Raw genomic sequence first — 21,005 nt, forward strand, 5'->3', positions numbered from 1 at the left:
TCTATGATGAATATACACTCCGTCGTGTTCTATTTTTATATTGCGATGGCCTTGCTTGCGGGGTGGGCGGTGTATCAGGCATGGATCAGTCAAACCAATACGGAGACTATTCATCCGTTTAAAGCCTTTGTGCATTTGTTGGCTTTTTATCTCTCTTATTTACTCATTCCTTTGTTTTTCTTTAGCTTATATGCCGGCTTTCAGGGCTATTATTCATGGCATGAAGCTATTTTTGTGTTTTTGGTTAGTGGTGTGCTGTGTTATGCACGTTTCATCGAACCGCATTTTGTACATGTCAAAACCACTCAATATCAAATCCAAGAAGATTATAAATTACTCAAACCTGTTCGTATTGCCTTAATTGCCGATCTACATATTGGTCTATTTTCAGGGCATGAGCGACAACTGAAAACAATCGTCAAACGACTGAATGAACAAAAACCTGATTTGGTGGTGGTTGCAGGGGATTGGACATATGAACCTGAAAATACACTGGCAGAAGAATTAGAAGTATTGCAAGAAATTAATGCGCCAGTCTATTCGGTCAATGGCAATCATGATGAACAATATCCAGGCCCGCCGATTCAAAATTTGTTAAGACATGCTTTGAAGGTGAATAATGTGATTGATATTGAAGGTCAGATTGTTGAATTTGAAGAGTTTCGTTTGATTGGAGTCGGAGATTTGTGGGCAGGTAATGCGGATATGCGTTTTATGCCGCATTTACCGCAGGACAAACCATGGGTCATCTTATCGCACAATCCAGACACGGTCGATATGATACCCGCTTTACCCAGCCGTCCTTTAATGCTTTCGGGTCATACCCATGGTGGTCAAGTTGAACTGCCATGGCTCACAGACTATGTAATGAAAAAAGTATCTATATTAGGACACAAAAAAGGCTTGTACCGACATGAACATGCGGATGTGTTTGTCACGGTTGGAACAGGTATGGTGGGTGTGCCGTTTCGTTTTCGCGTACCACCGACGATCGATATTATTGAACTGATTTAAGTTGGGTTTAGAACCAATAAAAAATAAAGCTTAAAACCAAAATGACCACAGCCAAGACGATCCAAAGGTTGTGGTTTTTTGTATGGAGCGCTTGTAGGTCTTGTATTGCATCGAGGTTATTTACTGCTGTGCTATGCGGGCTTTGTGGCTGTTGTTGTGTAAAGCTCCGTCCTTCAGACACAAAGGTGCTGTGGTGTCTTAATTCAGCGGTTGATATGCGTTGTTGTTGATGTCGTTTATGGCGATACATGTTTTTTAGTGCAGCATCATGCCGCTTTGTGAGTTCAGTCACGATCTCTTGTGCATCATCGTATTGAAAAGCGGTATGTGTGGCGATGTATTGAATGGCTTGAATAATTTTATTTTCTTCAACTAATACGATGACATCAAGGAGTTGTTCATTGGTGAGTTGTTGTATTTTTTCATCCATTTTTCGGTCCTATTCATCTGTATCTTTCTCTATTTTTGAAGTAAAACGACAGATTTTAAATATGGTTTTTGTAGCGTTTGTTAAAGCATTGGTATAAAAAAACCAGCATCATTGTGCTGGTTTTTAGACATCAAATTCAGGGTTAAATTTGATTATTGACATCATCATTTTTGGTTTCACGGATCATTAAGAACGCACATAATGACAGAAGCGATGCCGCCGTGAGGTAGTAACCTACTGCGTGTAAACCATAGGTGGTTGCAAGCTTGGTGGCAATGAGAGGTGCAAATGATGCTCCAAAGATCCCCGCAAGGTTAAAGGTTAGCGCTGAACCTGTATAACGAACGGATATTGGAAAAATTTCAGAGAGCACAGTACCAATTGGTCCATAGGTTAAACCCATGATGGATAAACCAATACACAGGAACAAGAACACAACAAGGGTATTGCCTGATTCCAACATGCTTGAGAATACTAAACCAAATAACGCCGCAGCAATACAGACTGCAATAGAGGTGGTTTTACGACCAAATTTTTCCGCAAAAACCGCCGACAAGGGGATGAATGCAGCAAAGCAGAGGGTTGCGACCAGTTGAAGTTGTAAGAACTGTTCACGGGTGTAACCCAGCTGTTTGGTACCCCATTGTAAAGCAAATACTGTCGTGAGGTAGAACACCACAAAGGTACAAATGGCTGCAATGGTACCTAAAATTAACATGCCCCAGTGCTTGGTGATCACTTCTTTAAATGGAATGTTAACTTCTTTTTGCTTGTCTAAAACTTTCTGGAACGCAGGAGTTTCATGGAGTTGTAAACGAATCCAGAGACCTACAATTACCAATAATGCACTTGAGATAAAGGGAATACGCCAGCCCCAAGTCATGAACGCTTCTTCAGTCATAAAATGACCCAGCGTTAAGAATGAACCAGTTGCTAAGATAAAGCCAATCGGCGCGCCCAGTTGGGGGAACATACCATACCAAGCACGTTTACCTTCAGGTGCATTTTCTGTGGCAAGCAATACCGCACCCGACCATTCACCACCTAAGCCGAGTCCTTGACCTAAACGACACAGTGCAAGTAGTAATGGCGCGGCAATTCCAATTTGTGCATAGGTGGGTAATAAGCCTATACACACAGTTGAAAGTCCCATGGTCAGCAAAGCTGCAACCAAGGTCGCCTTTCGGCCGATACGATCACCTAAATGTCCAAAGAGTGCAGCGCCAATCGGGCGTGCAATAAAGGCAATCGCGAAGGTTGCCAAAGACTGAATGGTCGCAGTCATTGGATCGGTACTTACTGGAAAGAACAGGTACGGAAAAATAATGACAGCCGCAGTGGCATAAATATAAAAATCGAAGAATTCGATAGTTGTACCTACCAGACTGGCTGTAAGTACGCGGAATTTTGAGTTTACAGGCTGCTGTTCAGCAACAGCAGTATTTAATGACGCCATGGTAGACCTTACACTTAAAAAATAGTCGAACTGAGTTTTAAAAGCGTCATCTTTTTAAAAAAGGCGTAATTTTTTAAAAAAATACGAATGTTCCTCGGGCAGACTACGGAATTAGGGTTACTAAAAAATGTAGTGTGCGCGGGTTATATCACGTAAAGATAGATGGACAGGAAATGTGATCCTGCACCAATCAATACAAAAATATGCCAGATAGCGTGCGTATATCTTACCTTTTTTAGCGCATAAAACAATGCACCGATGGTATAGGAAAGTCCACCAATGATTAAAAAAGTCAAAGCTGGTTTAGATAAAAAGCGTTGCATATCATCCATTACCAGTACAGCCAGCCAACCCATAAGCAGATAAGCAATCAGTGAAATTTTTTCAAAGCGATGAATGAAAACTAACTTGAATAGTGTACCAATGAGTGCAATCACCCAAAGTGCAATGAGTAGGTAATGGGCTTTTTGCGTGGGCAGTGCGATAGACAAAAATGGAGTGTAGGTTCCCGCAATCAGATAATAAATAGCAGTGTGATCTAATTTTTTATACCAGCCGCGACGCTCTGGAGATTCCGCAAAATGATACAAGCTTGATGCGGCAAATAATAAAAATAGGCTCAAAGCATAGACCCACAGCCCCATCCACTGCGCTGTTTCTAAGTAAGACCCTTTGATAATCAATAAAATACCCGCTATGAGTGCAAGACCTGCTCCAATAGCATGGCTAATAAAATTGATTCTTTCTTCAACAGGATCGTAGTTTACAACAGGGTGAGCGCTCATAAGTCATGTGCATTTTTATAAAATATACAACTGTATCGTAATTCAAATTTGCATTTAGCGTAAGACGCTTTAAAATTTAATCGCAATTCTTTTTTTGGTTTCTATTATGACCGTTTCGGTATCGTCCTCTGCGCAAGAGCAGCAATTCCTTCAAGCCTTCCAGCAAGCGCTTGAATCTCAAAGTTTTGATCGGATGATTCTGAGTCAATATCAGGGTGAACTGGAGCAACTCGAGAAGATGACTTTTCGAGTCGTCATGTTGCAAGGACAGCCTGTATTGAGCTGTTTATATCGCCATAAAACCCAAGATGTCACCAAAAATTATTCATTAGACACAGCACTTGATACGGTAACTGCACTTTTGGCGCAGTGTAAACAAGCCAATCTGCTGACAACTGAACAAGAGTGGCAACTGAAGAAGAACAAGAAGAAAGCCATACTGACGCAAAGTAAAAATAAAACGGTAACCAAAGCTGTTGAGCAGAAAGGTCATGACCGTGTCAAACAGCGTTTTGTCGATCAAGACAGTTATTTCTTACAGCCGCTTGGTATTACCGATGCAAAAGCGCACATCATTCCCAGTATGGCGCGTAAGTGGAAGCAGATTAATAAGTTTGTCGAAATTTTCTCAGGGGCACTAAGTCATATTCAACTGCCTGAACAACTGCGCGTGGTCGATTTTGGCTCAGGAAAAGGCTATTTAACTTTTGCTTTATATGATTATTTGCTGAAGCAAGATCTGAACCCTTTTGTGACTGGGGTTGAGCTAAACAGCAAGATGGTGGAGTTCTGTCAGGAGGTTGCGAACAAGTCGGATTTCCAGCAACTTGATTTTTTTCAGGGTGATGTTCGGACGTACCAACCTGAACGCCTCGATGTGATGATTGCGCTGCATGCATGTGATGTCGCGACGGACTTTGCGATTCATACCGGCATTCGTTTAAATGCTGAAATGATCATGTGTGCGCCGTGTTGTCATAAAGAATTGCGCCCACAGCTGAAAGCTCCGCTCGTGTTGCAACCGATGTTGCAGTTTGGCATTCATGCAGGACAGCAAGCTGAAATGCTGACCGATACTATTCGTGCCTTATTACTCAAAGCCTATGGCTATGAAACCAAAGTGTTTGAGTTTGTAGCACTTGAGCATACCAGCAAGAATAAAATGATTTTGGCAACCAAGCGTAAGGATTATCAAGCGCCCGATGTTGCAGTCTTGGCACAAATTCAAGCCTTGAAAGAGATGTATAGTATTCAAAAACACTCACTGGAATTGCTATTGAATAATCAATGGGATCAGCAGGATGTAGGCTGTAAATGCTGATCTGAACATCACTTTTTAGTGCAATGACCAATACAGAGATGATTTATAGAGAAATGAAAATGCCAAGCTTGAAGATTACGCATGGAGCATGGGAAGAGTTGCAACAGGCTGCGAAAATGATTCGTGAGCAGGTCTTTATTCAAGAGCAAAACATTGCTGCTGAAGATGAATGGGATGAGCAAGATGAAATCGCAGTTCATTTTGTGGTTTATGAGCAAGATCAAGCCATCGCCACCGCACGACTTTTGCAAAATCATAGTATTGGTCGTGTTGCAGTTTTGAAGTCCCATCGTGGTTTGGGCGTGGGCAAAGTCCTGATGCAGGCGGTGATTGCATATGCCCAACAGCAACAGCGTCCATTTTTAGTCTTGTCCTCTCAAGTGCATGCGCAAGCGTTTTATCAGGCTTTGGGCTTTATGCAAGAGGGTGAGGAGTATTTGGATTGTGGCATTCCGCATATCCATATGCGTTTATCATCCATAAAAAAGCCCTGATCTTTCAGGGCTTTTTTATTAGTCACAGCATATTAGTGACCATGTTCAGTTGACATTTTCGCATGTTCATCGGCACTCATGTCGTGCTCATCAGCGGTTGCATGTTCTGTGGTATCTTCAGAAGCTGCTTGAGCTCTTGCTTCGCGCGCATCTTTATCCGCTTGTGCTTTGGCCATCGCTTCTTCAGACATTGCAGGCGCATTTTTAAAAGCATGTTGCTGAGAGTTTTGCTGCGTTTGCTGACTTGGCATATAGTCAGGCTCATTGGTGATCGCAAGGTAGAAGATACCTAAGAAAATTCCACTTAAAATGAAAGCAATAATCAGTGCTTTCCAACCCCATGGTGATTTTTCAGGAGAAGTATTGTCAGTCATGTGCAACAGCCCAATTGAATAAAAATAAATCTAAAACTATGTAACTTTATAACACAAAAAACTGCATCGGGCTTGAAAAGAATGCACTAAAATAAGTCAAAATTAGATGCTGAATCAGCAGGTTAATTTTGTTGTGTGCTGAGAACATAAAAAAGGGATCTGCCGATCCCTTTTTTAAGGTGGAAGTTTTAGCGAATCTGACCCGATGGCACCGATTCAACCAGACGTTGTGGTGCTTTGAAACGCTCACCATACTTCGCTTCAAGTTGACTGGCACGTTGTACAGCTTGGTCTAAACCATATTGATTTAAAAACTGAATTGCACCCCCTGTCCACGGCGTAAAACCAATCCCAAAGATCGAACCGATATTGGCGTCAATCACAGATTCAAGAACATTTTCTTCATAACAACGTAAGGTATCTAGCGATTGTACAAACAGGAAGCGGTCTATCATTTCTTGTTCAGAAATATCTACATCTTTCTTCCAATGGCTCAAACCTTCCCAAAGATGCTTTCTCCCACCTTCTGGATAATCATAGAAACCTGCACCAGCAGCTTTACCTTTACGGTCGAAAGTATGAATCATGGTTTGAATCACATCATCTGCACCTGAACGAGGTAAATCTTTACCTTCAGCCTGAAGCGCCTTACGCGTTTCATTGGCAACATGTTCAGAAAGTGTTAATGCAACTTCATCTTGAATAGCCAATGGGCCAACAGGCATACCTGCTTTGAGTGCTGCCATTTCAATACGAGCTGGATGTACACCTTCATGCAGTAAACGCAGACCTTCTTGAACAAAAGTACCAAATACACGACTGGTGAAGAAGCCACGACTATCATTGACAACAATCGGGATTTTGCCAATTTGCTGTACATAATCATATGCTTTTGCCAAAGTTTCAGTAGAGGTGTTTTTACCTTTAATGATTTCAACCAATTGCATTTTATCGACTGGGCTAAAGAAATGCAGACCAATGAAATTTGCTTGATCCTTCGATGCGTTTGCCAAACCAGTAATCGGTAATGTCGAAGTATTTGAAGCCATCACACCACCTTCTGCAAGGAATGCTTCGGCTTCTTGAGTAACTTTCGCTTTGAGTTCTTGATTTTCAAATACCGCTTCGATAATTAAATCACAGCCTTTTAAATCTTCCGCAGATGCTGTAGCAGTAATTAAACTTAAAACCTGATCACGTTTTTCAGCCGTCATACGACCTTGCGCTACTTTTTTATCTAGTAATTTTTGGCTATAGGCTTTACCTTTTTCTGCATTTTCTACAGAAACATCTTTCAATACAACGGGAACCCCTTTGATTGCTGTAGAGTAAGCAATACCTGCCCCCATCATACCTGCGCCAAGTACACCGACTTTACTTGCTTGCCATTTTGCAACGTCTTTAGGACGACTCGCACCTGCTTTAATTGCATTCATTCCATGCCAAAAAGTACCGATCATGTTTTTTGAAACTTGACCTGTGGCAAGATAGGTAAAATAACGTGATTCAATAGTCAGCGCTGTATCAACATCGACTTGCGCACCTTCAACTGCAGCCGCCATGATTGCTTCAGGTGCAGGATAGCAACCTTTAGTTTTATCACGGAGCATCGCTGGAGCAATCGCCAGCATTTGCGCAACCGCAGGTGTTTTAGGATCACCACCCGGAATTTTATAACCTTTTACATCAAACGGTTGTTGCGACTTTGGATGTTCTTTTACCCAAGCAATCGCTTTGTCCATCAACTCTTCAGGTGTTTTCGCAGTATCTTGAATTAAACCAAGAGATTTTGCTTTATCTACACCAAACTGCTTACCTTCCATTAAGAATGGAAAAGCATTTTGTAATCCTAAAAGCCGTACCATACGCACGATACCACCACCACCCGGCAGTAGACCTAAAGTCACTTCAGGCAAACCAAACTTCGTTTTAGGATCATTCAATGCAATACGTGCATGACAACCTAAAGCGATTTCCCAACCACCACCTAAAGCTGTACCATTCAATGCTGCAACGACAGGAACACCTAAAGTTTCGATATAGCGAAACTCTGCTTTCATTTTCTGAATCATTTCAAAAAATGGAGTGGCATCTTCCAAACGAGCTTGAATCAACTCATCCAAATCGCCGCCTGCAAAGAAAGTTTTTTTCGCTGAACGAAAAATAATCCCTGTTATAGAAGTTTCAGATTTCAGTTTAGAAACAATATTTTCCAAAGCTACACGAAAATCTGCATTCATAGTATTTGCTGATTGATTCGGAGAATCTAAAGTCAGAATAACAATGCCATCGTCATTTTTTAAATATTGAATTGCGCTCATAAAGTTTTTATCCAAATGATTTTTTGAACTTGAAATGTGTACTTCTGCATAGTTGTATGAATTTTCAGCATCGCAGAGTCATTCCAAATTTATTTTAATTTCGGGTTTAACCTTCGGTTCGACCTACTTTTGTTTCGGCAAAAGTAGGCAAAACCATTGTCATACGCAAAACCTGTTTTAATGACTATTCCTATCGAAAGGATTGCAAAAACATTAGATTCAAAAAATGGGTAGGTTGCGTATGACTGATTTGTGTATCAAATGCTCAATAAAATTTAGGTGGTTATACCAACTCAATAATGGTCGCAATACCCATGCCACCACCCACACATAATGTTGCCAAGCCACGCTTTTTGCCCTGACGCTCTAATTCATCCAGTAAAGTTCCAAGAATCATCGCACCTGTTGCACCCAATGGATGCCCCATTGCAATTGCACCACCATTCACATTGACTTTCTCAGCAGGCACTTTTAATTCGGTCATAAAGCGCATTACCACAGATGCAAAGGCTTCATTGACTTCAAATAGATCAATATCGTCAATCGTTAAACCAGCTTTTTCCAACGCTTTACGCGCAGCAGGCGCAGGCCCAGTTAGCATAATGGTTGGATCAGAACCGACCAAAGCCGTTGCCAATACTTTGGCACGTGGTTTTAAACCTTGTTCTTTGACTGCTTTTTCAGAAGCAAGTAATACAAGCGCTGCACCATCGACGATACCCGATGAGTTTCCTGCATGATGCACATGATTAATTTTTTGCGCTTCCGGATATTGTTGTAATGCAATTGCATCAAAACCCATTGCACCCATCATTTCAAAACTTGGATTGAGTTTTGCCAAACCTTCTGCTGTTGTGGTTGGTTTAATAAATTCATCTTGATCTAAAATGGTCACGCCTGCTTTGTCTTTGATCGCAACCACTGATTGATTGAAATAACCCACAGCTTGTGCTGCTGCCGCTTTACGTTGCGAATTTGCAGCAAATGCGTCGACATCTGAACGCGTATAACCATCCAAGGTTGCGATTAAATCCGCACCAATGCCTTGCGGAACAAAGTGTGATTTTAAATTGGTTTCAGGGTCTAATGCCCACGGGCCACCATCTGAACCCATTGCAATACGGGACATCGACTCAACACCACCTGCAACAACAACGTCTTCCCAACCTGAACGTACTTTTTGCGCAGCCATGTTGACCGCTTCTAAACCTGATGCACAAAAACGGTTAATTTGCACACCTGCAACATCGTTGTCCCAACCCGCTGCGATTGCCGCAGTTTTAGCAATATCACCACCTTGGTCTGCAATAGGCGTGACACACCCCAAGACAATATCGTCTACTTTAGACGTATCTAAGTGATGACGATCTTTGAGTTCATTCAATAATGTTGTCAGTAAAGTAATCGGCTTTACTTCATGCAATGAACCATCTTTCTTTCCTTTTCCGCGTGGAGTGCGAATGGCGTCAATAATATAAGCCTCGCTCATAGCTGTTCCTTTTTATGACTTTTAAGTTGTTATGTATTTCGAGTGTACAAATTAATGACTGTGTTGCAATGACTAGAACGGGTCAGGTCAGATGAGTCTTTTTGCCAATAGACTGAAGAGTTGAGCATAAAAAAACCCAAGATCGAAATCTTGGGTTTAGCAATGTGCCGAACCGTCGTTAAACTAGAAAATTAGTGATAGCCGTGTAGTTGGCGATATAAACCGGGTGTAACTCCAGTCCATTTTTTAAAGGCACGGTGGAAGGTACTGGTTTCACTAAAGCCCACTTGTTGTGCCACATCTTCTAAAGTCAAACCTGGGTTCAATAGTAGGTGGATTGCGGCATCACGACGTAATGCATCTTTCACGCCTTGGTAACTTTTACCTTCAGCAGCTAAGCGGCGACGCAGCGTTTGTGGAGATAAATACAGCATAGAAGCCACATCATTCAGAGTTGGCATTTCCTCACCAATTTGACTCTTCAATACATCACGAATACGTGAAGTGAGTGAGTTGGTGTTTTTAAATTTCACCAGCAACTGTGCCGGAGCGGCTTTTAAGAACTCTTCTAAGGTTTCTTCATTTTGACGAATTGGTAAGTCCAAATAATCCGCGGCAAAAGTGATTTCGGTACGCGGCATGTCGAACTGCATCACAGGTGCGAAGAACAGGGCATCGTACTCATCTGCATGAGTCGGACGTTCATAACCAAAGTGTACACGTTCTAGTGGTAAACGACGTTCAATCAACCAAGACGCGAGACCGTGCCAAATCATCAGCATACTTTCGGTAATGAAGTGATCTGGATCCATCGATTTCGGAATCTGAGGAACAAGACGAGCTTCGTGCTTGTCGCGTTCTAAGGTCACCGACCACTCATCACCAAACAATTTATAAAACTGTGAAGACAGTTCTAAAGCATCACCTAAGGTTTTGGCATGAATAATCAGCTGACACATGATGGCAAACGTACCTAAACGACGTGGTTGCTTATCGAAGCCAACATGTTCGTCTTGGGTCACCATCCATAACATTTTAACGAAGCGAGTATATTGTTCTGGAGAAATACGGGCTTTAGGTTGACGCAGCAGTTCTGCCTCAATCCCTACGTGAGAAAGTAATGTTTCGACATCCATGCCGAGACGTTTTACGCCAGTTAAAGCCGCATTGACAAAATGGATACTAATGGTATCACGGCTCATATTTAATCCTTCAGTCTCTTTTATATTCACTTGCGTTTGACCTAAATGACGCTAAAAAAAGTATTTTAGGCAATTTACACTAAAGTTTTTTGCCTTTTTACATGTTAAATTGCCGAAATGATCAAGGTAAATGGCTGAACATGACATTGTTTTGTTGCTTTTATATTTCTAAAATAGCTAAAAAATCAACATAAAAAGAGAAAATAAACATGGATATGGCATTGAAAGGATTGAAAGTTCTCGATTTTTCTACACTTTTGCCCGGACCTTTTGCAACAATGTACTTAGCAGACCTAGGTGCAGAAGTGATCCATATCGAGTCTCCAACCCGTCCTGATCTGATCCGTTTAATGCCACCTTATGCCAATGGACAGGCCACTGCACATAGTTATCTCAACCGAAATAAGCATGCAGTGGCATTGGATTTGAAAGATCCTGCCAATATTGAACTGATCAAATCGAAAATTTCAGACTATGACATTGTGATTGAACAATTCCGTCCAGGTGTGATGCAAAGATTGGGACTCGACTATCAGACCTTATCTGAAATTAATCCACGCTTGATCTATTGTTCCATTACGGGTTATGGGCAAACAGGGGGGTATCAAAATAAAGCAGGACACGATATCAACTATGTGGCTTTGTCAGGGATCGCGGGACATAGCGGGCGACAGCACAGTGGACCACCACCAATGGGGATTCAAATTGCGGATATTGCTGGAGGCTCTTTGCATAGCGTGATTGGAATTTTAGCGGCAGTAATTGAAAGGCAGCGGAGTGGTTTGGGGCAGTATATTGATATTTCTATGACCGACTGTGTGGTAGGGCTCAGTAGCATGGCCGCAGCTGCGAGCTTAGCAGGACAGGAAAAACAAGGGCCTGAGCAAAGCTATCTCAATGGTGCGACTTTTTATGACTATTATGAAACGCAAGATGGGCGTTATTTATCGATTGGGAGTTTAGAGCCACAGTTTTTACATGGGTTGGCCCAGATTTTAGACTTACCGATTGTGGCTGAAAAAGGAGCCTCACTGGCAACCGAAGACCGTCAGGTGGTGAAACAAGCAATAAAAGACAAAATTAAAACTCAAGATTTTGCCACGTGGAACGCAATTTTTCAGCAGCAAGATGTCTGCGTTGAGCCTGTATTAAAGTTGGATGAAGCACTCGATTCGCAGTTGGCTAAAGATCGTGCGTGGGTGGTTTCTGTACCTTTACAAGAGGGGAGTACAAAAAGCGAACAACAATTAGCTTGTCCAATTAAGTTTTCACGTTCAAAAATAAGATATGAATTTATAGGCAAACCACTTGGTTTTGATTCCTTGTAAATATCATATAACGATAATTTGTATAAATTTAAAACAACAAAACGTCATAAAATGGGTTTTTATACAAATAAAGCGTATCATATCGATTAGTTGTAATTTTGTAAGAAAGGTCACCAATTATGAATAAATGTAAAAGAAGTTGGTGTTTTAACCTCAGTCTCTTAGCGCTCAGTTGCTGCTTTCAAAGTGTGTATGCTGCAAATGCCTTTGAGGCAGAAAGCCCTTGGATGCTGGGTGACTGGAATGGTCAGCGCAGTGCATTGCAACAAAAAGGCTACGACTTTAGCTTTGGCTATACGGGTGAAATGGCAACGTTGCTCGATGCCTCACATTCTTCAAGTCATGGTACCGAATATGCAGACCAGTTTGCATTTGGTACGCACTTCGATTTAGACAAGATTTTGGGCTGGCAAGATACTGAGGCCCAAATCACCATTACCCAACGCAATGGGCGTTCACTTTCTCAAACATCCGATGCTTTAGATGGGCATTTAAGTTCCACTCAAGAAGTGTGGGGACGTGGACAGACGTGGCGTTTAACCGATTTGTGGATTAAGAAAAAGTTCATGGATCAAAAGTTAGATATCAAAGTCGGTCGTTTTGGTGAAGGTGAAGACTTCAATAGTTTCGACTGTGATTTCCAAAACCTTGCGCTCTGTGGCTCTCAAGTTGGTAACTGGGTCGGTGACCAGTGGTATAACTGGCCTGTCAGCCAATGGGCTGCGCGAGTCAAATATAACCTTCGGCCAGACCTGTATGCACAAGTCGGCGTGTATGAATATAACCCTGAAAACTTAGAACGTGGCAAAGGCTGGAACTTAAGTACCGACGGTTCGCAGGGTGCCATTATTCCTGTTGAAGTGGTGTGGTCTCCTCAGTTAGGGGGTGAAAAATTACCTGGCGAATATCGTGCGGGTTATTACTACAGTTCTGCAGATGCCACAGATATTCAAAACCCACAGCAAACCTCACATAAACAAGGCGGCTGGGTTGTTGCCAAGCAGCAACTCACAGCACATCACGGTGATGCTGCGCGTGGTTTAACAGGTTTTGTGAATCTCACACTACATGATTCAGATACCAATACGGTTCGCGATATGCAGAACATTGGTTTGGTCTATAAAGGTGCTTTTGATGCTCGCCCTCAAGACGAAATCGCGATTGGCCTAGCCCGTATTAATATCAATGATGATGTCAATGACGCGAATATTACCAATAACAGTGTCGACGCCCGTGGCTTACAAAGTGAAGAATATGATGCCGAGATTTACTACGGTATTCATGCAGCTAACTGGTTGACCATTCGTCCCAATATCCAATATATCCGCCATGTAGGCGCGTATAAAAATGGTGAAAATGCATGGGTCGGCGGAATTAAATTCCAGACCGCATTTTAGTTTCTAGATCGATAAGTATTTGTCCAGCAAGGTTGATAAATACTTTTAACGGTTGTTCAAAGCATAAAACTGTTCGAAATAAGTCGTTCGGACAGATACTTAAAATCTAAAAACTGTCTAGGTGCTCATATCGATATTAAAACGATATGAGCTTTTAACAGAATCTAAGAAAAAGGTGGTCAATATGAGTACTCCGTCTTCAGGTTCAGGGCTTAAAACTTTTACAGCTGTGATTGCTGTAATCTTTGGTTTAGTCCTGCTGATAGGAGGGGTTTATCTTGCAGTACTTGGTGGGTCTTGGTACTACATCATTGCAGGTTTACTCTTCATCGCGACTGCAGTTCTACTGCAAAAATTAAAAAGTACGGCATTAATCGTTTATGCGTTGCTGGTCTTGGGTACGGTGGTTTGGGGCTTATGGGAAGTGGGTTCAGACTTCTTTGCCTTGGCGCCACGTTTAGATATCCTTGGTTTATTTGGCTTATGGCTACTCATTCCAGCGGTCACACGTGGCTTTGACAACGCTAAAAGTGCAAAACTGGTTTTAACAGGTTCATTGGCAATTACTATTGCAGTGATGATCTATGCTGTATTTAATGACCCTCAAGAAATTCGAGGTGAACTAAGCAGCAAGCAGCCTGCAACCGCGCAGTCCATTCCGGGTGTTGCTGATGGCGACTGGCCTGCTTATGGTCGTACTCAATCTGGCTTGCGCTATTCTCCTTTAACGCAAATTAATTCTGAGAATGTTAAAGATTTAAAAGTCGCTTGGACCTATAACACAGGCGACTTTAAAACAGAAAATGACTCTGGTGAAACCACCAATCAGGTCACCCCAATTAAAGTTGGGGACAATATGTATATCTGTACCACACACCAAAAACTGGTTGCACTTGACCCAGCTACGGGTAAGGCGAAATGGACTTTTGATCCTAAGCTCAAAGCGGACAATACTTTTCAGCATTTAACCTGTCGTGGTGTGTCTTATTATGACGCGAACAACACGGCTGGTTTTGAAGTCAGCTTGCAGCATAAAAAGTCATCGTCTGAGCTATGTCCACGTAAAGTAATTTTACCTGTGAATGATGGCCGTTTGGTTGCCATCAATGCTGACACTGGTGAGCGTTGTACGGACTTTGGTAAAAATGGTGAAGTTGACTTACAAAAAGATATGCCATTCCCTTATCCAGGTGGTTATATCCCAACGTCGCCACCTGTGGTCACAGGAACGACTATTATTATTGCGGGTTCAACCACAGATAACTATTCAACTGAAGAACCTTCCGGTGTGATCCGTGGTTATGATGTGAATACCGGTGCATTGTTGTGGGTATTTGACACAGGTGCAGAAGATCCAAATGCGATTCCAGCTCCGGGTCAAAAGTATGTTCAAAACTCACCGAATGCATGGGCACCATTAGCCTATGATGCAGCCTTGGATATGGTTTACATTCCAACGGGTGTGGGTACGCCAGATATTTGGGGCGGTAACCGTACTGAGTTGCATGAGCGTTATGCTAACTCAATGCTGGCACTGAATGCTTCAACAGGTAAGTTGGTGTGGAACTTCCAAACCACGCATCATGATTTGTGGGATATGGATGTACCATCACAGCCGACATTGACGGATATTAAAGATAAGTCAGGCAAAATGGTTCCTGCCATTTACGTATTAACGAAAACGGGCAACGCCTTTGTTCTAGACCGTCGTACTGGTGCAGCCATTGTTCCAATTACGGAAAAACCTGTACCACAAACAGTGAAACGTGGGCCGCAAACCAAAGGTGAGCGTTACTCTGCGACACAACCTTTCTCTGACTTTGACCTTGCGCCAAAAGAGAAACTGACGGATAAGCAAATGTGGGGTGCAACCATGTTTGACCAGTTGATGTGCCGTGTGTCTTTCCACAAACTGAACTATGACGGTATTTATACCCCACCTTCAGAAAATGGAACTTTAGTTTTCCCAGGCAACTTGGGTGTATTTGAATGGGGCGGTATGTCCGTTAACCCTGATCGTCAAATCGCGGTGATGAACCCAATCGGTTTACCGTTTGTTTCTCGACTCATTCCAGCCGATCCAAACCGTCCGAAAACAGCCAAAGGTGCAGGCACCGAAGCGGGTGTACAACCGATGTATGGTGTGCCTTACGGTGTAGAGATCAGTGCGTTCTTGTCTCCATTTGGTTTGCCATGTAAACAGCCTGCTTGGGGCTTTGTGGCGGGTGTGGATTTAAATACTCACGAAGTTGCATGGAAACGTCGTATTGGTACAATCCGTGACAGCTTACCGGGGATTCAATTACCACCATTTAAAATGGGGGTGCCTATGCTTGGTGGTTCAATCTCAACTGCGGGGAATGTGATGTTTGTCGGTGGTACGCAAGATAATTATATCCGTGCTATCAACGTGACCAATGGTGATGAACTTTGGAAAGGTCGTCTACCAGCAGGCGGTCAAGCTACACCAATGACCTATGAAGCCAATGGTAAACAGTATGTGGTCATTATGGCGGGTGGTCATGGTTCATTTGGGACCAAGATGGGAGATGCTTTGGTGGCATATGCCTTACCCGATGCAAAATAATCTGCTGTAGTCATTTAAACTTTCAAATAGCCTGATTCGTCAGGCTATTTTTATGTGAAGTTGGTTTAAAAGGGCAAAGTGACGAGGAGGAAAGAATAGAAAAATTGAGTTCTACCCAGATAAGCCGAGTTTAAAATTCACGTGATAGCAATGAATGGGTTAGTGTGTATGTGATAGGCTGAACGGAGTTAGCTGAATAATGTATAAGTATCTAATAAAAAATACTTTAATCAGAAAAAACCTTTAGGATTAGGGACAAACAGTACATCTACTTATCCTTATCAATAAAACAGCTATGAAATATGTAAAAAACGCATTTTGTTGATAGTTTAAATCTCGTTATGCTGTCAGCCGTTATAATGAAACTACTAGCTGTACGCCATGTATTTATATACTGATTTCGATCAGCAACTGATCAATGAACGTGTTGCACAGTTCCGTGACCAAACGGAACGTTATTTAGCTGGAAAACTCACTGAAGATGAGTACCGCCCATTACGTCTTCAAAACGGTCTCTATGTACAACGCTATGCGCCAATGTTACGTATTGCTGTGCCTTATGGCTTAATGAACTCAACGCAATTGCGCAAAGTTGCACAACTTGCAACTGAGTTTGACCGTGGTTATGCACACGTTTCAACGCGTCAGAATATTCAGTTTAACTGGCCTGCGCTAGAAAATGTTCCAGACATGCTTCAAGAGCTAGCTTCTGTACAAATGCATGCGATCCAAACTTCGGGTAACTGTATTCGTAACACGACTACAGACCAATATGCAGGTGTGGTTGCTGGTGAAGTGGCTGACCCACGTCCAACGTGTGAATTGATCCGTCAATGGTCAACCTTCCATCCAGAATTTGCCTTCTTGCCACGTAAGTTCAAGATTGCTGTATCAGCACTTGAAGAAACTGATCGTGCAGCGACATCATTCCATGATATTGGGGTGTATATCGTTAAAAATGAAGCGGGCGAAATTGGCTATAAAATTAAAGTCGGTGGTGGCTTAGGTCGTACCCCTGTGATTGGTAGTTTCATTCGTGACTTCTTGCCACGTGAAGACCTGATTGCTTACTTAGAAGCCGTACTGCGTGTTTATAACTTACACGGTCGTCGTGATAACAAATACAAAGCACGTATTAAGATTTTGGTGAAAGCGTTGACGCCTCAAGTTTTTGCTGAGAAAGTCGAAGCTGAGTTTGAGCACACCATTAAAACTTTAAAAATTCAGCCTGAAATTTTGCAGAAATTAGACGAAGAATTTATACCGTTTGATTATCAAGATTATGCAGATGAAGATTTTTCTGAACAGTTTGCTGCGCATCCAAAATTCAAACAGTGGTTCAATATCAACACCAATGCTCACAAAGTGAAGGGCTACCGTATTGTAACGATTTCGTTGAAACGTACGGGTATTGCACCGGGTGACGTGACCACGGAAGAGATGAATTTGATTGCAGACCTTGCAGACAAATACACCTTTGGTGAACTGCGGACCACGCATGAGCAAAATATTTCTTTGGTGGATGTTCCGCAGAAAGATTTGTTTGAATTGTGGACTATTCTTGAGAAAAACAATTTAGCTCGTGCGCACATTGGTTTCTTAACCGACATTATTTGCTGCCCAGGCGGTGACTTCTGTTCACTGGCAAATGCGAAATCAATTCCTATTTCAGAAGCGATTTCACGTCGTTTTGATGACTTAGATACCATTTATAACCTTGGCAAACTGGATCTGAATATTTCAGGTTGTATGAATGCATGTGGTCATCACCATGTGGGCAACATTGGTATTCTAGGTGTAGACAAAAAAGGCGCTGAATTCTACCAAATCACTTTGGGTGGTAATGCTGATCATGATGCTTCAATTGGTGACATTTTAGGCCCATCATTTGCAGCTGAAGTTGTGCCAGACATTGTTGAAGAAATTTTAAATACCTATCTTGACCTTCGTGCTGAGGGTGAAGAATTCATTGATACTTATCGCCGTGTAGGCATTCAACCCTTTAAGGAGCGTGCATATGCTTAATACAGCACTACAAGTCCTCTCTAAAGATGGTTCGATTGCAGACAATACTTATCAAGTGATTGGTGAAGATGGTGTTTTACCGCAAGGTGATGTGGTTTTAACGGTTGAGCAGTTAGATCAATTAGCTGAAGTTTCGGGTAAAAAAGCACTACTGGTTACAGTCGATGCTTCTCCTGAAACGCATGAGTTCCCTTTAGATCAGTTAGATGCCATCTTTATTGATTTTGCGGGCTTTAACGATGGTCGTGGCTATTCATTTGCAGCGCTATTACGTCGCCAAGGTTTCCAAGGTGAACTACGCGCAACAGGTGATGTGTTTAAAGATGTCTTGAATTACATGAAACGTTCAGGCTTTGATACCTTTGTTATTAAAGAAGGTAAAGACATTCTTGAAGCTGCTGCGGGTTTAAATGATTTTAGAAATCCATATCAAGCATCAACAGCCGTTGCACAAGCCAGTTATCAAACGGGCGCTTAAATTTTCAAGTGAATAAAAAGCTGGACTTTGGTCCAGCTTTTTTGTATTTATACGCAGCATTTTTGATGAACAAATTGAAGAAAAAGAAGCAGGTAAAATGGACATGATGGCACTTTTTGCAAAAATTAATCCCGGTGTCATTTGGTTACTTATTGCTATTGCTACAGATGTGCTTTCGACTTTTTATTCCGCAAAAGGTAATGGCTTGGTCAATAAATTGGATCAAGGTATTGCACTGGTGCTTTACATGATTTCTTTTGCGTGTGCCGCCTATGCCTTAAAATTTATGCAAGCGGGAATTTTATATGTGCTGTGGTCTGGCATTGGTGTCATTGCCACAGCACTTCTTGCTAAAGCATTTTTAGGGCAGAACATCGATTTGGCTGGATGGCTCGGTATCGGTTTTATTACCTTGGGGCTCACTATTATTGCGCAATTCTCAAATATTGATGTTTAAAAAGAAGATGCATTTTATCCTTCTTCTAATTGGCAATTCACCATCCACTTCACTCCAAATTGATCGGTAAATGCACCATAGAGTGCGCCCCAAAATGTTTTCTCTAGAGGCATCTCTATTTTTCCATTGGCTGAAAGTGCATCAAATAAGCGTTTTGCATCGGCTTGTTCATGGGCATCTAAGTTAATGGAAATATAGTGGTTGTTGCCTACAGTAAAAACAGTATTGGTTTGGGCACAAAACTGATCATTGGTATCCGAAGCCATCAGAATCGTGCTGGCATTGATGGGAAGCGAAACATGCATGATTTTTTGTTGGTCAGCGTCGGAAAGGGTAACTGAACTTTCATCTGAAGGTAAGTCTCCATAACGCATGAACGTTGCAAACTCTCCACCAAAGACAGACTTGTAAAAATTAAAAGCGGCTTCAGTTTGACCATCAAAGTTGAGGTAGTGATTCAGTTGCATTGTCTTATCCTTGTTGTTTTTTTCGTCGTTATTTTAACAAGTCGTTAAGATCGACCCTAATACAATCTTGTAATAAAAAATCCCTCGCAGTCGAGGGATTTTCATAAATGTCGCTTTTATATCAGCTAATCAGCCAGTCTTTCATTGTATAAAATATGTCAATAAAAGAAAGTTGCTTGAATCTTAAAGTAATTCAATCGCTACAGCAGTTGCTTCACCACCACCGATGCAGAGTGCTGCAATCCCTTTTTTACCACCTGTGCGTTTAAGCGCATGAATCAAAGTCAGGATAATACGTGAACCGGTTGAACCGACAGGGTGACCCAATGCGCAAGCTCCACCATTGATGTTCACTTTTGCAGGATCAAGTTTGAAGTCATCGATTGGACACATGGTCACCATCGCAAAAGCTTCATTGATTTCCCAAAGATCTACGTCCTGTGCATTCCAACCTGTTTTCTTAAGCACTTTTTCAATTGCACCGACTGGTGCAATGGTGAACTCTGATGGATGCTGTGAATTGGATGCATAAGCCACAATTTTCGCTAATGGTGTTAAACCTTTGTTCGATGCATTTTCTGCTGACGTTAAAACTAGTGCGGATGCGCCATCTGAGATTGAGCTTGCATTTGCTGCAGTGATGGTGCCATCTTTAGCAAAAGCAGGGCGAAGGCTTGGAATTTTTGCAATATTGGCATTGAATGGTTGTTCATCTTTATCAACGACAACATCACCTTTGCGAGATGAAACTGTCACAGGCACGATTTCATCGGCAAAGTAACCTTCGTTGACCGCTGTTTGTGCGCGTTCTAAAGAGCGAATCGCGAAGGCATCCATTTGCTCACGCGTATAGCCACGGGTATTGGCCATATCTTGTGCAAAAGAACCCATTAATCGACCTGTTTCTGCATCTTCTAAGCCATCAAGGAACATGTGGTCTTTAACATCGCCATGCCCCATACGGTAGCCTGCGCGTGCTTTGGTTAAAACATAAGGAGCATTGGTCATCGACTCCATGCCACCTGCAACTACGATATTTGCCGAACCTGCTTTGATCATATCTGCAGCTTGCATTACCGCTTTCATGCCAGAACCACATAATTTATTGATGGTCACAGCACCTGTTGAATCAGGTAAACCTGCTTGGCGCATCGCTTGACGCGCTGGACCTTGCTTTAATCCCGCAGGTAGAACACACCCCATGATTACTTCTTCTACATCGTTTGCGTGTAGGCCAGCACGAGAAATTGCTTCTTTAATTGTCACAGCACCGAGTTCAGGCGCGGTTACACTGGCTAAACTGCCTTGAAAACCGCCCATTGCCGTACGAGCACCATTCACAATTACGATGTCTGCCATTTTCTTCTCCGAATCACTTAT

At 42.2% G+C, this 21,005-nt stretch carries 18 protein-coding genes; 9 read left to right on the forward strand and 9 right to left on the reverse strand.

The features are described from left to right. Positions 1-3 precede the first annotated feature (3 nt). On the forward strand, positions 4-1,014 hold the full coding sequence (locus AXW61_RS09485; protein WP_062034124.1) for a metallophosphoesterase: 1,011 nt from the start codon (positions 4-6) through the stop codon (positions 1,012-1,014). Positions 1,015-1,021: 7 nt separating this feature from the next. Here the strand turns inward: AXW61_RS09485 and AXW61_RS09490 are convergent, their stop codons facing one another. From AXW61_RS09490 to AXW61_RS09500, 3 genes are all read right to left on the reverse strand, one after another. Next, positions 1,022-1,444 (reverse strand): hypothetical protein, encoded by a 423-nt coding sequence (locus AXW61_RS09490; RefSeq protein WP_062034125.1) that lies wholly within the window; start codon positions 1,442-1,444, stop codon positions 1,022-1,024. A gap of 142 nt (positions 1,445-1,586) precedes the next feature. After that, the gene (locus tag AXW61_RS09495; RefSeq protein WP_062034126.1) at positions 1,587-2,900 is read right to left on the reverse strand and encodes an MFS transporter; all 1,314 of its coding nucleotides are present in this window, start codon (positions 2,898-2,900) and stop codon (positions 1,587-1,589) included. Between the two features lie 143 nt (positions 2,901-3,043). Next, positions 3,044-3,685, reverse strand: coding sequence for a hemolysin III family protein (locus tag AXW61_RS09500; protein WP_062034127.1), 642 nt, complete (start codon positions 3,683-3,685; stop codon positions 3,044-3,046). Between the two features lie 106 nt (positions 3,686-3,791). Here AXW61_RS09500 and AXW61_RS09505 point away from each other — a divergent pair, with 106 nt between their 5' ends. Beyond that, positions 3,792-5,006, forward strand: a complete 1,215-nt coding sequence (locus AXW61_RS09505) for an SAM-dependent methyltransferase (RefSeq protein WP_062034128.1) — start codon at positions 3,792-3,794, stop codon at positions 5,004-5,006. A gap of 59 nt (positions 5,007-5,065) precedes the next feature. Next, entirely contained in the window at positions 5,066-5,500 is a 435-nt protein-coding gene (locus AXW61_RS09510; RefSeq protein WP_062034129.1) for a GNAT family N-acetyltransferase, read from the forward strand. A 32-nt stretch (positions 5,501-5,532) separates the two neighbouring features. On the opposite strand, the gene AXW61_RS09515 is transcribed toward AXW61_RS09510, so the two are convergent. From AXW61_RS09515 to AXW61_RS09530, 4 genes are all read right to left on the reverse strand, one after another. Then, positions 5,533-5,874 (reverse strand): hypothetical protein, encoded by a 342-nt coding sequence (locus AXW61_RS09515; protein ID WP_005400239.1) that lies wholly within the window; start codon positions 5,872-5,874, stop codon positions 5,533-5,535. A 188-nt stretch (positions 5,875-6,062) separates the two neighbouring features. Further along, positions 6,063-8,195 (reverse strand): 3-hydroxyacyl-CoA dehydrogenase NAD-binding domain-containing protein, encoded by a 2,133-nt coding sequence (locus AXW61_RS09520; RefSeq protein WP_062034130.1) that lies wholly within the window; start codon positions 8,193-8,195, stop codon positions 6,063-6,065. A 283-nt stretch (positions 8,196-8,478) separates the two neighbouring features. Further along, positions 8,479-9,684 carry an acetyl-CoA C-acetyltransferase gene (locus AXW61_RS09525; protein WP_062034131.1) on the reverse strand — a complete coding sequence of 402 codons (1,206 nt, stop codon included), beginning with the start codon at positions 9,682-9,684 and terminating at the stop codon, positions 8,479-8,481. Between the two features lie 191 nt (positions 9,685-9,875). Continuing rightward, a complete protein-coding gene (locus AXW61_RS09530) occupies positions 9,876-10,886 on the reverse strand; it encodes an AraC family transcriptional regulator (protein ID WP_004695134.1) in 1,011 nt (336 codons plus the stop codon). A 209-nt stretch (positions 10,887-11,095) separates the two neighbouring features. Between AXW61_RS09530 and AXW61_RS09535 the strand changes: the two genes are divergently transcribed. The 6 genes from AXW61_RS09535 to AXW61_RS09560 all read left to right on the forward strand — a co-directional run bounded on the left by AXW61_RS09535 (position 11,096) and on the right by AXW61_RS09560 (position 19,158). Then, positions 11,096-12,214 carry a CaiB/BaiF CoA-transferase family protein gene (locus AXW61_RS09535; RefSeq protein WP_062034132.1) on the forward strand — a complete coding sequence of 373 codons (1,119 nt, stop codon included), beginning with the start codon at positions 11,096-11,098 and terminating at the stop codon, positions 12,212-12,214. A gap of 119 nt (positions 12,215-12,333) precedes the next feature. Then, positions 12,334-13,611, forward strand: coding sequence for a carbohydrate porin (locus tag AXW61_RS09540; RefSeq protein ID WP_062034133.1), 1,278 nt, complete (start codon positions 12,334-12,336; stop codon positions 13,609-13,611). 184 nt (positions 13,612-13,795) lie between these two features. Next, positions 13,796-16,198, forward strand: a complete 2,403-nt coding sequence (locus AXW61_RS09545) for a glucose/quinate/shikimate family membrane-bound PQQ-dependent dehydrogenase (RefSeq protein WP_062034134.1) — start codon at positions 13,796-13,798, stop codon at positions 16,196-16,198. Between the two features lie 381 nt (positions 16,199-16,579). Then, on the forward strand, positions 16,580-18,223 hold the full coding sequence (locus AXW61_RS09550; protein ID WP_062034135.1) for a nitrite/sulfite reductase: 1,644 nt from the start codon (positions 16,580-16,582) through the stop codon (positions 18,221-18,223). Then, positions 18,216-18,701 carry a DUF934 domain-containing protein gene (locus AXW61_RS09555; RefSeq protein WP_062034136.1) on the forward strand — a complete coding sequence of 162 codons (486 nt, stop codon included), beginning with the start codon at positions 18,216-18,218 and terminating at the stop codon, positions 18,699-18,701. Before AXW61_RS09550 ends, AXW61_RS09555 begins: the two co-directional genes overlap by 8 nt. Positions 18,702-18,804: 103 nt before the next feature. Further along, the gene (locus AXW61_RS09560) at positions 18,805-19,158 is read left to right on the forward strand and encodes an SMR family transporter (RefSeq protein WP_058870222.1); all 354 of its coding nucleotides are present in this window, start codon (positions 18,805-18,807) and stop codon (positions 19,156-19,158) included. A 14-nt stretch (positions 19,159-19,172) separates the two neighbouring features. Here AXW61_RS09560 and AXW61_RS09565 read toward each other — a convergent pair whose 3' ends face one another. Both AXW61_RS09565 and AXW61_RS09570 read right to left on the reverse strand, forming a co-directional pair. Continuing rightward, a complete protein-coding gene (locus AXW61_RS09565) occupies positions 19,173-19,625 on the reverse strand; it encodes a VOC family protein (RefSeq protein ID WP_062034137.1) in 453 nt (150 codons plus the stop codon). A 183-nt stretch (positions 19,626-19,808) separates the two neighbouring features. Next, positions 19,809-20,984, reverse strand: a complete 1,176-nt coding sequence (locus AXW61_RS09570) for an acetyl-CoA C-acyltransferase (RefSeq protein WP_062034138.1) — start codon at positions 20,982-20,984, stop codon at positions 19,809-19,811. Positions 20,985-21,005: the final 21 nt, after the last annotated feature.

This window comes from Acinetobacter sp. BMW17 (assembly GCF_001592855.1).
GTDB lineage: Bacteria > Pseudomonadota > Gammaproteobacteria > Pseudomonadales > Moraxellaceae > Acinetobacter > Acinetobacter johnsonii.